12 protein-coding genes are annotated in these 13,692 nt (G+C 60.4%); 5 read left to right on the top strand and 7 right to left on the bottom strand.

Annotation, left to right across the window (positions count from 1 at the left end; all coding sequences use genetic code 11):
• Positions 1-100 precede the first annotated feature (100 nt).
• Both ACRZ94_RS03410 and ACRZ94_RS03405 read left to right on the top strand, forming a co-directional pair.
• Positions 101-355 carry a BolA family protein gene (locus tag ACRZ94_RS03410; RefSeq protein ID WP_480796669.1) on the top strand — a complete coding sequence of 85 codons (255 nt, stop codon included), beginning with the start codon at positions 101-103 and terminating at the stop codon, positions 353-355.
• Between the two features lie 27 nt (positions 356-382).
• Entirely contained in the window at positions 383-607 is a 225-nt protein-coding gene (locus tag ACRZ94_RS03405; protein ID WP_480796668.1) for a GDCCVxC domain-containing (seleno)protein, read from the top strand.
• A gap of 6 nt (positions 608-613) precedes the next feature.
• Here ACRZ94_RS03405 and ACRZ94_RS03400 read toward each other — a convergent pair whose 3' ends face one another.
• The 5 genes from ACRZ94_RS03400 to pepN all read right to left on the bottom strand — a co-directional run bounded on the left by ACRZ94_RS03400 (position 614) and on the right by pepN (position 7,128).
• Positions 614-1,033 carry a DUF4177 domain-containing protein gene (locus ACRZ94_RS03400; RefSeq protein ID WP_480796667.1) on the bottom strand — a complete coding sequence of 140 codons (420 nt, stop codon included), beginning with the start codon at positions 1,031-1,033 and terminating at the stop codon, positions 614-616.
• 144 nt (positions 1,034-1,177) lie between these two features.
• Positions 1,178-2,689, bottom strand: a complete 1,512-nt coding sequence (gatB, locus tag ACRZ94_RS03395) for an Asp-tRNA(Asn)/Glu-tRNA(Gln) amidotransferase subunit GatB (protein ID WP_480796666.1) — start codon at positions 2,687-2,689, stop codon at positions 1,178-1,180.
• Positions 2,690-2,759: 70 nt separating this feature from the next.
• Positions 2,760-3,965 carry a hypothetical protein gene (locus ACRZ94_RS03390; RefSeq protein ID WP_480796665.1) on the bottom strand — a complete coding sequence of 402 codons (1,206 nt, stop codon included), beginning with the start codon at positions 3,963-3,965 and terminating at the stop codon, positions 2,760-2,762.
• Positions 3,966-4,150: 185 nt separating this feature from the next.
• Positions 4,151-4,531, bottom strand: a complete 381-nt coding sequence (locus ACRZ94_RS03385; protein WP_480796664.1) for a hypothetical protein — start codon at positions 4,529-4,531, stop codon at positions 4,151-4,153.
• A gap of 44 nt (positions 4,532-4,575) precedes the next feature.
• Positions 4,576-7,128 (bottom strand): aminopeptidase N, encoded by a 2,553-nt coding sequence (gene pepN, locus ACRZ94_RS03380; protein WP_480796663.1) that lies wholly within the window; start codon positions 7,126-7,128, stop codon positions 4,576-4,578.
• Between the two features lie 205 nt (positions 7,129-7,333).
• Here pepN and ACRZ94_RS03375 point away from each other — a divergent pair, with 205 nt between their 5' ends.
• The 3 genes from ACRZ94_RS03375 to ACRZ94_RS03365 all read left to right on the top strand — a co-directional run bounded on the left by ACRZ94_RS03375 (position 7,334) and on the right by ACRZ94_RS03365 (position 10,917).
• A complete protein-coding gene (locus ACRZ94_RS03375; RefSeq protein ID WP_480796662.1) occupies positions 7,334-9,469 on the top strand; it encodes a malate synthase G in 2,136 nt (711 codons plus the stop codon).
• A gap of 75 nt (positions 9,470-9,544) precedes the next feature.
• Positions 9,545-9,970: a GlcG/HbpS family heme-binding protein gene (locus ACRZ94_RS03370; protein WP_480796661.1), complete on the top strand. Its 426-nt coding sequence runs from the start codon at positions 9,545-9,547 to the stop codon at positions 9,968-9,970.
• Positions 9,971-10,137: 167 nt separating this feature from the next.
• The gene (locus tag ACRZ94_RS03365; protein ID WP_480796660.1) at positions 10,138-10,917 is read left to right on the top strand and encodes a gamma-glutamyl-gamma-aminobutyrate hydrolase family protein; all 780 of its coding nucleotides are present in this window, start codon (positions 10,138-10,140) and stop codon (positions 10,915-10,917) included.
• Between the two features lie 47 nt (positions 10,918-10,964).
• On the opposite strand, the gene ACRZ94_RS03360 is transcribed toward ACRZ94_RS03365, so the two are convergent.
• Together ACRZ94_RS03360 and ACRZ94_RS03355 are read right to left on the bottom strand one after the other, a co-directional pair.
• The gene (locus ACRZ94_RS03360; RefSeq protein WP_480650338.1) at positions 10,965-13,205 is read right to left on the bottom strand and encodes a xanthine dehydrogenase family protein molybdopterin-binding subunit; all 2,241 of its coding nucleotides are present in this window, start codon (positions 13,203-13,205) and stop codon (positions 10,965-10,967) included.
• A gap of 3 nt (positions 13,206-13,208) precedes the next feature.
• Positions 13,209-13,673 carry a (2Fe-2S)-binding protein gene (locus ACRZ94_RS03355; RefSeq protein WP_480650339.1) on the bottom strand — a complete coding sequence of 155 codons (465 nt, stop codon included), beginning with the start codon at positions 13,671-13,673 and terminating at the stop codon, positions 13,209-13,211.
• Between the last annotated feature and the right edge of the window lie 19 nt (positions 13,674-13,692).

Raw genomic sequence — 13,692 nt, 5'->3', positions numbered from 1 at the left:
TCCTTAAGAACGCATCTTCTCGACTCGGAGGCAGCAGTTTAGTCTAAGCAGCCGAAAGTAGAAGAGGGGTGCGGTAAAATTTTTGCCGCTGAGCGAAAAAATGAGCGTGACCGACGAGATTAAAACCCGCCTGCAAGACGCCTTTGATCCGCATGAGCTTGAGGTGATCGACGACAGCGAAAGCCACCGGGGCCATGCGGGCTTTCAGGAGGGGGGTGAAAGCCATTTCAACGTCCGCATCCGCGCCGCAGCGTTCGAAGGGCAGTCACGCGTTGCGCGACACCGCGCCGTTCACAAGGCGCTGGGCGATATCGTACCGCGTATTCACGCGCTGGCGTTGGATATCGGCGTATAGCGACAATTTACCTTCGGGAGGGGCAGGATGGTTCAAAAAGAGGCTGAGCTTTGTTTCGAGACTGTCCTGACCTGTCCGATTTGCGGGCATGTTGAACGGGAAACAATGCCCACGGATAGGTGCCAGTGGTTTTACGAATGCAAATCCTGTCACACAGTGCTGAAACCCCAAAAGGGTGACTGTTGTGTCTTTTGTTCCTACGCAACGGTTCCATGCCCGCCGATACAAAGCGGCGCGGCGTGTTGCGGGTGACCCAGATCAGGGTTTCTCCGGTTGCTCAGCGGGGGCCTCGGCCCCTTTCAGCGACAAAGGCGGCTCTTTAGGAGCTTCGGCAATTGGGGCGGGGGGTGTCACCGCGTCCGGTCCGGGGATCGGTCTTGCTTTTACGACGTCTTCCTCGGTGTCTTCTTCTTCGACCGGTGCGCGCGTAGACACGAAATCAGCCAGAACCTCCCGACGAAAGACCAGGACATTGCGCCAGTTCACGGTTGAACTGGTCAGGCCCGAGCGTTCCTCGCTGGGCAGCAACTCGGCGCGCTGGTATTCCCAGCCGTCCTGACCCATTTGGTTCAACACTTGTTCAATGGATGCGGCGAACCGGCCCTCGGCGGTTTTTACGCCCTTGGCCTTGGTGCCTTTTTGCGGGGCGGGGACGACTTTGTATTCGTAGCGCTGCATCGGATCTTCCTGATTGCCGGGTTCACGCAATCTAACATGTTGTTGGTTTTGGGAAAGTCATCATCTGCCAGAAACGGGCGGAAAAGAAAAACGGCGGGGATTTTGTGCAAAACCCCGCCGTTTCAATGTCTTTTGACGCGGTGTTTATCCGCCCAGCTTTTGGCTGACCAACTCGTTCACGGCCTTGGGATTGGCCTTGCCGCCGGTGGCTTTCATCACCTGACCGACAAACCAACCTGCCAGTTTCGGGTTCACCTTGGCCTTTTCGACCTGCGCCGGATTGGCGGCGATGATCTCGTCCAAAGCAGCCTCGATCGCGCCGGTATCGGTCACCTGTTTCATGCCGCGTTCTTCGACGATCTGAGCCGGGTCGCCGCCTTCGGTATAAACGATCTCGAACAGGTCCTTGGCGATCTTGCCCGAAATGGCGTCCGATGAAATCAGATCGATGATCCCACCCAATTGCGCCGGAGAAACGGGCGAGTCGGTGATGTCGTGGTCTTCTTTCTTCAGGCGGCCGAACAGCTCGTTGATGACCCAGTTCGCGGCCAGTTTACCGTTGCGGCCTTTTGCGACGTCCTCGAAGTATGCCGCCGATTCCACCTCGGCGGTCAGGACCGAGGCGTCATAGTCGGTCAGGCCGAATGCTTCGATGAACCGTGCCTTTTTGGCGTCGGGCAGTTCCGGCAGTTTGGCAGCGATGTCGTCCACCCATGTCTGCTCAATCTCAAGCGGCAGCAGGTCGGGGTCGGGGAAATAGCGATAATCATGCGCTTCTTCCTTGGACCGCATCGACCGCGTCTCGCCCTTGTCCGGGTCATACAGGCGGGTTTCCTGTTCGACCTTGCCGCCACCTTCGACGATGGCGATCTGGCGACGGGCTTCGACCTCAATCGCTTGCTGGATGAACCGCATCGAGTTCATGTTCTTGATCTCGCACCGCGTGCCCAGATGTGAGAAGTCCTGCGTTTCCTGGTACTTTTCATAAGCCCCCGGCAGGCAGATCGAGACGTTCACGTCCGCCCGCAGGTTGCCGTTCTGCATGTTGCCGTCGCAAGTGCCCAGATAGCGCATGATCTGGCGCAGCTTGGCGATATAGGCGGCGGCCTCTTCGGGGCCTCGAATGTCGGGGCGCGACACGATCTCCATCAGGCAGACGCCCGTCCGGTTCAGGTCAACAAAGGACATATGCGGGTCCATGTCGTGGATCGATTTGCCCGCGTCCTGCTCCATATGGATGCGTTCGATGCGCACCATACGCGCGGTGCCGTCACCCATTTCGACCAGCACTTCGCCTTCGCCGACGATGGGATGGTAGAGCTGGGAAATCTGATAGCCCTGCGGCAGGTCAGGATAGAAATAGTTCTTGCGGTCAAAGGCCGATTTCAGGTTGATGTCGGCTTTCAGGCCCAGCCCGGTGCGCACGGCCTGTTCCACGCAATATTCGTTTATCACCGGCAGCATTCCCGGCATCGCCGCATCCACAAAGGCCACGTTCGAGTTCGGCTCGGCCCCGAATTGGGTCGACGCGCTCGAGAACAGTTTGGCATTGGATGAGACCTGCGCGTGCACCTCCATCCCGATCACCAGTTCCCAATCGTGCTTGGCCCCGGCAATGGTTTTGATTTTCGGCATTTCGTATGTCAGGTCGAGCATGGCGCGCCTCATTTCCGCAGAAGTCTAAGCCTGCGTATTAGGCGCGCCGCGCCAAAGGGGCAAGGGGGAATCAGTGCTGAGACAGCTGCAGACCGCTGGGCGTAAAGGTCACGTCCATGCCGCTGCGCAATTCCTCGCGGAACAGATCGCCGATGGCACGCAACGCGTCGCGCTGGCCCCGGGCCGCGAACCGCTCGGCCGAGTTGATGCGAACCGAATTGTTGAATCCGCTGGCCGCATGCGCCCAGATCAGGGGATGCAGTTCGGTCATGTGATCGCGGATCAGCCACTGTGCGGCGTCATGAATTTGTGCACGGACAAGATCAGCCTTTTCGTTCAGACCGAGACCGTTCTGAATCGTGATGGCACAATAGGCAGACAGCATGTTGACCGTCTGCTGATCGGGGCGACGATGCAGAATGTCGTGCAACCCTTCCAGGAAGTATTCGACATCCAGCCGCGCGCAGGCTGCGGGGTCTTGCGTAATTGCATCAAACTGAACCCAGGTGTACCCGCCAGCGCCCCAGGTATCAGTGGTCCGGGCCGCATTGCGTAGCGCTTGCAGTTCCAACTCTTCGTAGCTGCCGAACCAGCGGGGCAGCAGGTGCGAGCCCATTGCCCGCATATGTCTGTGGTTCTGCGGGTCCAGTGTGATCAGCTTTTCATACTCATCGGCGACGCGGATTTTGGACTTGCGTTGACCGGCCAACAGGGCGCAGCTGGCCGCGGTCACCACCGGGCTGTTGGGGGCGGCTGCGCGGCACTTGGGCAAAAGCGCCGATGCCCGGTCGAAATGCGCGGCACAGCGTGATCGGTGCAGCGCGGGCAGGGTGGCGTCTGTACCGGTGCCCCGCCATGCCCAGGCCAGATCGATATGGGCCAGCGCAACAACCAGCGTGATCATCGGATCACTTCCATGCGCGCGCATCTCGTCTTCCAGCTCTGAGATACCGCCCAGCAGGTCATATTCGGACAGGGCGCTGCCGTCTGACAGGGCGTGTTCGACTGCCAGAACCACATCTGCGCGGGCCCCGAAAGCCAGTAAATCTGCAATCGGCATTCCGTCTGGCGCTGTGGCCCGGGCTTTGTCCGCCACACGCATCTGACGAGACAACTCGGACCAACGATCCTGTCTGGCCAGAGACCGTCCTTTTTCAATCGAGTCGCGCCCGATCATGTCTTCGGCAGCAATGCTGGCCAGAGGAATGTTCAACTGGCCGTGATCCGACAACATCGGTGCAAGGATGGGCTCTGCGCGCCGCGCAGTGCGTGACATTTGGTGGGAACGGGAAACAGACCGGGCCGATTTGGCCCTCAAAAACCGAAACATGGCAGACTCGAAACTTTTTAAAAACAGGTCGTTCAGATTGATAATTTGAACGAAAATCACTTCAAATTCAAGTTTGTTGACCCGGATTGCGGGGGTGTGATGTTCAATGATCGCGATGTGCTTTGATTGTTTCAAAGCACGTTGAAGTGGTGCCGTTCGGTTCGCAGGCCAGCCTTTTGAAGAATAACCTCAAATTCGTGGTGTGGTGGTGTGGCCTCTTCCGGAAGACGAATTTTTTTGCCGCTGGTCAAAACAACCGATGCGCGCACGGAAAAGTCCCAGCGGGTGTCGAATCGGACGTAATCTACCTCACTCAGCCGGATGTCAGCTGCGCGGCGACCCGAAAACCACGCGATCCGGTCCGCGTCCAAAGTCAGCCCTGCCCTGGTTGCGTGAACTACGTCCCAAAGCGCGGGCAGGGTGGCCAGACCGAACAAGCCGATCAGCCACCATGCCGCATCCAGCAGGACATGCAGGGCCGCAAGCACTATGTACACACAGATCAGGATCACAATGGTTCGCGGTGTCCTGTTGTGGCGTTCGAACGTGTAGGGCGTCATGCGTTCAGGATACGTGTCACCATCTCTGTGGTGTCGCGCGACAGATTGGGTGTATCCGCGATGCGGGTCAGTTGCGCCTGCATTGCGTGCTGACGGTCTGGGTCATACCGTTTCCATGTCTGAAACGCGGTGCACATGCGCGCGGTCGTCTGCGGGTTCACCGGATCCAGCCGGATCAGCCAATCTGCAAGCAACTCGTATCCCACCCCATCCGCGTGATGGAACCCGGCATGGTTCATTGCCAGCGCCCCCATGACGGCGCGGAAACGGTTGGGGTTCTTCCAGTTGAAATCCGCGTGTTTTGTCAGGTCACGTGCAATCCCGGCGGTGGTTTCCGGCGCAGCCGTAGTGACCTGCAGTCCAAACCACTTGTCCATGACCAGCCGGTCATGCTGCCATTGCTCATAGAATGCGGCCAGTTCCCGCTGGCCTGTACCCGACCGCAGTAGGCAGGCGAGGGCAGTCAGTTGGCGGGTCATGTTATTGGCCGCCGCATAGTCCTGAGCGGCCTGGGCACCGCCATCCAGTCTAGAGGTCAGGTACAGCGCGGCCCCGCCAAGCGCCCGTTTGCCCGCCTGATCGGCATCCGGACTAAAGGGGGCATCGATCAGGGTTTCGCTCAGCAAGCGCGGCAGCAGGTCCTGCATGTGTTGCGCCGTGGCCTGGCGCAGGGTTTCCACCGCTGTCCAGATTGCCATCGGATCCGGTGTATCTCCCTCATCAAACAGGGCAGCGGCCAGTTCGGACTGCGTCGGCAGGCCCAGCATCAGCGACCGGTAGGCCGGATCAAGGTCGCGATCGCGCAGCACCGTCAGCATGCCATCCAGATAATCCGTACCCGGTGCCTCGCCGGTGCGGATCATGCGCAGCAGGGTGCTTTGGGCCAGCGACCGGCCCGCTTGCCAGCGGTTGAACGGATCCGTGTCATGGGCCAGCAAAAAGGCGCGCTCGGCATCGGTGTGGTCATGCTCCAGAATGACAGGGGCCGAGAAGTCGCGCAGGATCGAGGCCACGGGCTTGGCCGCCAACCCGGTGAAGGCAAAGCTCTGTTTGGCTTCGGTCAGTTCCAGAACTTCGGTGGTCTGAACCTCGTCCCCGTCGGGGCCCAGCAGGCCTACGGCCACCGGGATCACCTGCGGCCGTTTCTCTGTCTGGCCCGGTGTGGGGGCGGTGTGCTGCGACAAGGTCAGGGTATAGGTGCCGTCGTCCCAACCTTCGTCCACAGTCACGCGCGGGGTGCCGGACTGACTGTACCAGCTTTTGAATTGGGTCAGATCGCGGCCGGTGGTATCCTCGAACACCTTGATCCAGTCCTCAATGGTGCAGGCCTGCCCGTCATGGCGGTCAAAATAGAGGTCCAGCGCGGTCTTATACGCCTCATCGCCCACCAGACGTTTCAGCATCCCGATCAGCTCGGCCCCTTTTTCGTAAACCGTGGCGGTGTAAAAGTTGTTGATTTCCTGAAAGCTTTCCGGCCGCACAGGGTGAGACAGCGGTCCGTTATCTTCAGGGAACTGGCGGGCGCGCAGGTCAATGGCATCATGGATGCGTTTGACCGGGGCCGAGCGCATGTCGGATGTGAACTGCGCATCGCGGAATACGGTCAGTCCCTCTTTGAGGCACAGCTGGAACCAGTCGCGGCAGGTGATGCGGTTGCCGGTCCAGTTGTGGAAATACTCATGGGCGATGATCGCTTCGATCCGTTCGAAATTGGCATCGGTCGAGGTTTCGGGGCTGGCCAGCACAGCCGAGGAGTTGAAGATGTTCAGCCCCTTGTTCTCCATCGCGCCCATGTTGAAATCATCGACGGCCACGATGTTGAACACGTCCAGATCGTATTCACGGCCATAGACGTCCTCATCCCATTTCATGGACTTTTTCAGGGCCTCCATGCCGAAGGCACATTTGCCTTCATCACCGGGGCGCACCCACAGGTTCAGGGCCACATCGCGACCCGACATGGTGGTAAACTGGCCGGGATGGGCGATCAGGTCCCCCGCAACCAGCGCAAACAGATAGGCGGGTTTGGGCCAGGGGTCGGTCCATTCGGCCCAGCCTTTGCCCTGACCGGACGGGTTGCCATTGGACAGCAATACGGGCAGGTCGCCGTTGATGCGCACGGTAAAGGTGGACATTACATCGGGGCGGTCGGGGTAATAGGTGATCTTGCGAAAGCCCTCGGCCTCGCACTGGGTGCAATACATGCCATTGGACATGTACAGCCCCTCAAGCGCGGTGTTGTTGCCGGGGTCGATCTCAACCTCGGCCTCCCAGATGAACGGCGCGTCGGGGACCTGAGCGGTCAGGCCCTTATCTGTCACGTCGGGGGAAATCTCGGTCCCGTCGACCGCGGCGCGGATCAGGGTCAGATCCTCGCCATGCAGAAAAAAGGTTCGGTCGGTGGCGTCCGGGTTGGGGCGGAAGGCCACGCGGGACACGACACGCGTTGCATGAGCGGCCAGATGAAAGGTCAAATGCACGCTGTCTACCAGATAGCCAAAGGGCGTGTAGTCTTTCAGGTAGATCGTCTTGGGGGCGGCGTCGCGCATCGGGGGCCTCGCATCGGTTGGTGTCTGGCGCGACGTTATGGGCTGCGGCGGCGGGCTGCAAGCGGTGCGGTTGCCGGTGAATTGGGCGCACCTCGGAGATTTGGTAAGATTTTTTTACCGAAATCTCGCAGCTCATGTTGCCTATCGGAAACTTTCGTTCTAAATGCTGACAGCATACAACGGCGTACACCCGCAGGAGGTAAGGATGACCAGCAGAGAAACACGTAGCGGACTTGAGGTTGATACGGTTCTGGCCACGTTCATCGAGGGCAAAGCGCTGCCCGGAACCGGTGTAACTGCTGAAGCGTTCTGGGATGGTCTGTCACGGATGGTGGCCGATCTGGGCCCCAAGAACCGCGATCTGCTGGCCAAGCGGGAAATGATTCAGGGACAGATCGACGCCTGGCATCTTGAGCGTAAAGGTCAGGCGCAGGACGCCGCCGCCTATCAGAGCTTTCTGCGTGAAATCGGCTACTTGGTCGATGAAGGCGATGATTTTCAGATCGATACGGCCAATGTCGACCCTGAGATTGCGGCCACTCCGGGTCCGCAGCTGGTTGTACCCATTACCAATGCCCGTTTTGCCCTGAACGCTGCCAATGCGCGCTGGGGCAGCTTGTATGACGCGTTGTACGGCACCGACGCGATGGGCGATTTGCCTGCTGCTGGCGGTTATGACGCGGCGCGCGGCGCGCGAGTGATTGCATGGGCCAAAGCGTTTCTGGATGACGCAGCGCCTCTGGCCAGCGGCTCGTGGGCTGATGTTTCTGACCTGCGCGTGGACGGGGGCGCGTTGGTGCCTGCGTTGGCGGATGCTGCGCATTTTGTGGGGTTTGGCGGTGCGACCGAGAAACCGGATTTCGTGCTGTTGAAGAACAATGGCCTGCACATCAAGATCGTGATCGATGCCTCCAGCGACATCGGTGCTGCTGATCCGGCGGGCATTGCGGATGTCCATCTGGAATCTGCCCTGTCGACCATCATGGATTGCGAGGATTCAGTTGCCTGTGTGGATGCCGAAGACAAGGTTGTCGCCTATGGCAACTGGTTGGGCCTGATGAAGGGCGACCTGGCCGAAGAGGTCTCGAAAGGTGGCAAGACATTCACCCGCAGGCTGGCGGGCGACGTGGAGTACACCACGTCAAGCGGCGCGCAGGCGGCCTTGAAAGGCCGTTCGCTGATGCTGATCCGCAATGTGGGTCACCTGATGACCAACCCTGCCGTTATCGATGCCCAAGGCAATGAAATCGGTGAGGGCCTGATGGATGCGCTGTGCACCACTCTGATTGCGATGCACGATCTGCAACGTGAGGGCGGGAACTCGGTCACCGGGTCTGTCTATGTGGTCAAACCCAAGATGCACGGCCCCGAAGAGGTTGCCTTTGCGGTCGAGATTTTCGACATGGTCGAAGACATCCTTGGCCTGCCGCGTAATACCGTCAAGCTGGGCATCATGGATGAGGAACGCCGGACCTCGGCCAATCTGCGGGAGTGTATCCGCGCCGCTAAATCGCGGGTGGCCTTTATCAATACCGGATTTCTGGACCGGACTGGGGACGAGATTCATACCTCGATCGAGGCGGGTCCGATGCTGCCCAAGGGCGACATGAAGGCGACGCCGTGGATTGCCTCTTACGAGGATCGCAATGTCGATATCGGTCTGGCCTGCGGCCTGAAGGGCAAGGCCCAGATTGGCAAGGGGATGTGGGCAATGCCCGACCGGATGGGCGATATGCTGGAACAAAAGATCGGCCACCCGCAATCCGGGGCCACCTGCGCCTGGGTGCCGTCGCCCACCGCAGCGACGTTGCACGCTACGCATTATCACAAGGTTGACGTTCTGGCCCGTCAGGACGAACTGGCCGCAGGCGGTGCGCGGGGCACGCTGGACGATCTGCTGACTGTTCCGCTGCTGGGTGGTCGCAACCTGAGTGCCGACGAAATCACCCGTGAAGTTGAGAACAATGCGCAGGGCATCCTTGGCTATGTGGTGCGCTGGGTCGATCAGGGGGTGGGCTGTTCGAAAGTGCCGGATCTTAACGATATTGGTCTGATGGAAGATCGCGCAACCTGCCGGATTTCCAGTCAGGCGCTGGCCAACTGGCTGCATCACGACGTTGTCAGCGAAGAACAGGTCATGACTGCAATGCAGAAAATGGCTGCGGTGGTTGACCGTCAGAACGAAGGGGACCCCGACTATCGCCCGATGGCCCCCGGCTTTGACGGTATCGCGTTTCAGGCGGCTTGCGATCTGGTCTTCAAGGGACGAGTTCAACCTTCGGGCTATACCGAGCCGGTTCTGCATGCGCGCCGTCTGGAACTGAAAGCAGCCTTGGGCTGAACGGCGAGTGCGGGAGCGAGGGGCCAGCCCCTCGCGCTCCCCGGGATATTTTTGGCCAGATGAAAGGGATCAGGAATGGCTGTTACGTTGCGCAAGGCACGCACCATCATCCGCAAAGCTTTGGAAGAGGGGCGGCGGTTGGAGTTAAAGCCCCTTTCGGTCGTGGTTCTGGATGCAGGCGGCCATGTGATCGCGTTTGAGCGTGAAGACGGTGCCGCGCCCGGTCGGTTTGCGATTGCGCATGGCAAGGCATATGGCTCGGTCATGTTGGGCATGGCGGGCAGCGCGCAAATGGCGCGGGCCGAGGCGCAGGCCTATTTCATGACCGCGGTGAATGGCGTCTATGGCGGGCAGGTGGTGCCGGTTCCGGGCGGCGTTCTGTTGCGCGACAAAAAGGGGGCTGTGATCGGTGCGGTTGGTGTGACCGGTGACACCTCGGACAATGACGCAGCAGCGGCGCTGGTGGGGATCGAGGCTGCTGGATTGACCGGTGAAATCTAGGTGCATGGCGTCGTTTCGCGCCTGAATATTGGGCTGTTGCCCTTGTTTTGGGCTTGATGTGCAGGGTTGAACAAGTACCTGCGCTGATACACAGGCTCTGTGCTATTGCGCGCTTGGGACCCTGCGGCTAGCTTTCCTGAAATCTGTCGTATTCTAGGAAATCAGCAATGTCTCGGCCTGTCGTCGGTATCATCGGCAACTCTTACCTTATGAACGATGAATACCCGACCCATGCGGGCGGTACGATGAATTCAGACGCGGTTGCAAATGTCTGTGGCTGTCTGCCGCTGCTGATCCCCGCCGACCCGCGCTATGTCGAAGTCGACGAGTTGCTGGAGGTCTGCGACGGCTTTCTGCTGACCGGTGGCCGGCCAAATGTGCACCCTGAGGAGTATGGTGAGCCCGCGACCGAGGCGCATGGTGAGTTTGACCGTGCCCGCGATGCGATTGCCTTGCCGCTGGTGCGGGCCTGCGTGGCGCGGGGGCAACCGTTCATGGGGATTTGCCGCGGGTTTCAAGAGGTCAACGTGGCCATGGGTGGGACGCTTTATCCTGAAATCCGCGATCTGCCGGGGCGGATGAACCACCGCATGCCGCCGGATGGAACGCTTGAGGAAAAATTTGCCCTGCGTCACGTGGTGTCGCTGAGCGAAGGCGGTGTGTTTCACAAGCTTCTTGGTGCGTCAGAGGTCATGACCAACACCCTGCACGGTCAGGGCATCAAGCGGGTCGGGGACCGCGTGATCGTGGACGGATATGCGCCGGATGGCACGCCCGAGGCGATCTATATCAAGGATGCTCCCGGATTTACCCTGTCGGTGCAGTGGCACCCTGAATGGGACGCCATCAACGACCCGGTCTCGCGCCCCTTGTTCGAAGCCTTTGGGGCCGCTGTGCGCGCCTGGGCCGGTGGCACAAATGCGGGTCTGATGCAGCAAAGAGCCTGAAGTTTTTGCGCCGGCCCGCGAGAGGGGGTCGGACCGGCGCAGCGCGATCAGATCAGAAGATCGAACTGATTGATCAGCGGTAGAGAACGCGCACGTTCTCCGGTCAGGTCAAATAGCGCATTTCCAAGCGCAGGCATCGAAGGCGGCGTGCCGGGTTCGCCCGCGCCCCCCATATGCCGGTTGGTTTCCAGAACGCGAACCTCGACCTGAGGTGCGGTGTGCATGCGCAGGGCGTCATAGTCGGGGAAGTTAAACTGCTCGACCTCGCCTTCGCTGAACGTGATCTCGCCAAAACAGGCCGCCGACAGGCCGTACATCATGCCACCGAACATCTGCGCCTTGACGTTGTCGGGGTCCAGCGCCAGCCCCATATCGCAGGCGATCCACGCCTTATTGATGCGGATGGTGCCGTCTTCGTCCACCACCTCAATCACCTGAGCGACCGGTGTGCCAAAGCTGTAGGTAAATGCCACGCCGCGTCCGACGCCATCAGGCGTTTGTCCGGTCCAGCCCGACATCTCGCGCACGGCCTCCAGACATCCGGTCGAGGGCGCATGTTCGGATTTCATCAGCGCCAGCCGGAACTCCAGCGGGTCTTGTCCGGCGGCATGGGCCATCTCATCCATAAAGGTCTCATGGAAGAAGCCGTTATGGCTGTTGCCGACCGAGCGCCAGAATCCGACGGGGACATCCAGATTGGCGATGTGACCGGCCATCCGGTAGTTCGGGACCGCATAGGGTTGGTTGAAGAAGCCTTCGACCAGCACCTTGTCCGGGCCCGCGCCGGGCATGCCGGTATAACGCGTCACCGCCTGTTGCGTGCAGGATTGCGCGGCGACTTTGCCGTCGATCAGAACTGCCTTGCCGTCCTGCACCGCGCCGCGCATGCGGGCGATGGCGCCGGGGCGGTAATAGTCGTGACGGGTGTCTTCCTCGCGGCTCCAAGTGGTTTGCACCGGGGTGCCGGGCATGGCCATGGCGACCTTGGTCGCGATCTCGCCAAAGTCCAGTTCACCACGCCGACCAAAGCCGCCGCCCAGATAGGTGGTGTGAATCTGCACCGCCTCGGTATCCAGACCCGCAGTATTGGCCACGCGGAACCGGATCAGGGTCGGGGCCTGGTTGCCGCACCACAGCTCTAGCGCATCGCCGGTGAACAGCGCGGTGGCATTCATAGGCTCCATCGTGGCGTGGGCCAGATAGGGCAGTTGGTATTCAGCCGTGATCTCGGTCGCGCCTTCGGGCGTGACGCTGACATCGCCGTCGTCGCGCATGGTTGAGTTCGGGGCGTCATCGAACGCTTCGGCGATCTTGGCAAAGATACCATCTGTTTCGGGCGGATAGGGGGCATCGCCCCAGTCCACGTCGATGGCTTCGACCGCCTGATTGGCCAGCCATGTGTTGTTGGCGATCACCGCGACTCCGGTGCCCAGATCGACGATTTGTTCAACGCCGGGCATGGTTTTTGCTGCACTGTCATCAAAGCCGTTCATCGCGCCGCCCAGCTTTGGATTCATGCGCACGGCGGCGAATTTCATGCCGGGCAGGCGCACGTCGACGCCGAATTCCGCAGTGCCCGTCACCTTACCAACCATATCCAGACGTGGTTGGGTGCGGCCCAGATAGCGCCACTGGGATGGATCACGCAGCGCGACCTCGACCGGTTCAAGCGCTGCGGCATCCTCCGCCAAATCGCTATAGGCGATCTTGTCGCCATTGGGGACGATCACATGGCCCGAGGCAGTTTTCAACTCAGCCGGTTCAACGCCCAACCGGCTGGCTGCAGCGCGTTTCAAGGTCTCCCGCGCCGACGCGCCGGCCTGACGCATCCGCTCGAACCCGTCTTTCATCGAGGTTGAACCCCCGGTGACCTGCAGGCTGAGCGTTCGGCCCAGAACCCCCAGCATCTCACCCAGATTGTGCTGGAAGTCCGAGATGTCATAGCCCTTGTTGGGCAGACCCTCACCCACGAGGGCCGAGTTGTAGTAGGCCGCAGCAGCAGGTCCGTGCAGAACGGTGATCTGATCCAGATCGACATCCAGTTCTTCGGCGATCAGGGCGGCCCATGTGGTTTTGACGCCCTGACCCATCTCGGCCCGCGGGGCGAACAGGGTCACGCCGTTCTGGTCAATCAGGACAAACGGGTTCAGCGCGGCCTCACCCTTACCGGGGTTCAGAGGGTTCGGGGCGGGGCGGCTGACATAGTAACCACCAAAGGCCACACCGCCGACCACCGCAGCGGAGCCAATCAGGAAGGTGCGGCGGAGGATTTTACCAACAGATGCCATTGTTTACGCCTCCTTCAGCTTGCCAGCCGCATCGTGGATCGCGGCGCGGATACGGGGATAGGTGCCACAGCGGCACAGGTTGCCCTGCATCGCCTCGTCAATGTCAGTGTCTGAGGGGGCGGGGTTTTCGGCCAGCAACGCAGCCGCCTGCATGATCTGACCGGACTGGCAATAGCCGCATTGCGCGACCTGATGATCGACCCAGGCCTGTTGCAGCGCGTTCATCGCATTCGGCGTGCCGATCCCTTCGATCGTTGTCACATTGCCCCAGACATCCGACAGCGCCACCTGGCACGAGCGCACGGCCTCACCATCGATATGCACGGTGCAGGCCCCGCAGGCGGCGACGCCGCAGCCAAATTTGGTTCCGGTCAGGCCGACCTCATCCCGCAGCACCCAAAGCAGGGGGACATCGTCAGGCAGGTCAACCTGATGTTGCGTTCCGTTGATCTTCAGAGTGGTCGCCATGGCGTGCCTCGTTTAGCTG

The organism is Ruegeria sp. CH10 (assembly GCF_056537125.1).
Note: the sequence above shows the minus strand (reverse complement) of the source record. Positions and strands in the feature narration are given on the sequence as shown.

What these genes read in the sequence shown, in the direction of transcription:
- ACRZ94_RS03405 (WP_480796668.1), top strand. Translation starts at nt 383, where the DNA reads ATGGTTCAAAAAGAGGCTGAGCTTTGTTTCGAGACTGTCCTGACCTGT.
- ACRZ94_RS03390 (WP_480796665.1), bottom strand. Translation starts at nt 3,965, where the DNA reads ATGTCACGCACTGCGCGGCGCGCAGAGCCCATCCTTGCACCGATGTTG.
- ACRZ94_RS03400 (WP_480796667.1), bottom strand. Translation starts at nt 1,033, where the DNA reads ATGCAGCGCTACGAATACAAAGTCGTCCCCGCCCCGCAAAAAGGCACC.
- ACRZ94_RS03370 (WP_480796661.1), top strand. Translation starts at nt 9,545, where the DNA reads ATGGCTGTTACGTTGCGCAAGGCACGCACCATCATCCGCAAAGCTTTG.
- ACRZ94_RS03360 (WP_480650338.1), bottom strand. Translation starts at nt 13,205, where the DNA reads ATGGCATCTGTTGGTAAAATCCTCCGCCGCACCTTCCTGATTGGCTCC.
- pepN (WP_480796663.1), bottom strand. Translation starts at nt 7,128, where the DNA reads ATGCGCGACGCCGCCCCCAAGACGATCTACCTGAAAGACTACACGCCC.
- ACRZ94_RS03375 (WP_480796662.1), top strand. Translation starts at nt 7,334, where the DNA reads ATGACCAGCAGAGAAACACGTAGCGGACTTGAGGTTGATACGGTTCTG.
- ACRZ94_RS03355 (WP_480650339.1), bottom strand. Translation starts at nt 13,673, where the DNA reads ATGGCGACCACTCTGAAGATCAACGGAACGCAACATCAGGTTGACCTG.
- ACRZ94_RS03365 (WP_480796660.1), top strand. Translation starts at nt 10,138, where the DNA reads ATGTCTCGGCCTGTCGTCGGTATCATCGGCAACTCTTACCTTATGAAC.
- ACRZ94_RS03410 (WP_480796669.1), top strand. Translation starts at nt 101, where the DNA reads ATGAGCGTGACCGACGAGATTAAAACCCGCCTGCAAGACGCCTTTGAT.
- gatB (WP_480796666.1), bottom strand. Translation starts at nt 2,689, where the DNA reads ATGCTCGACCTGACATACGAAATGCCGAAAATCAAAACCATTGCCGGG.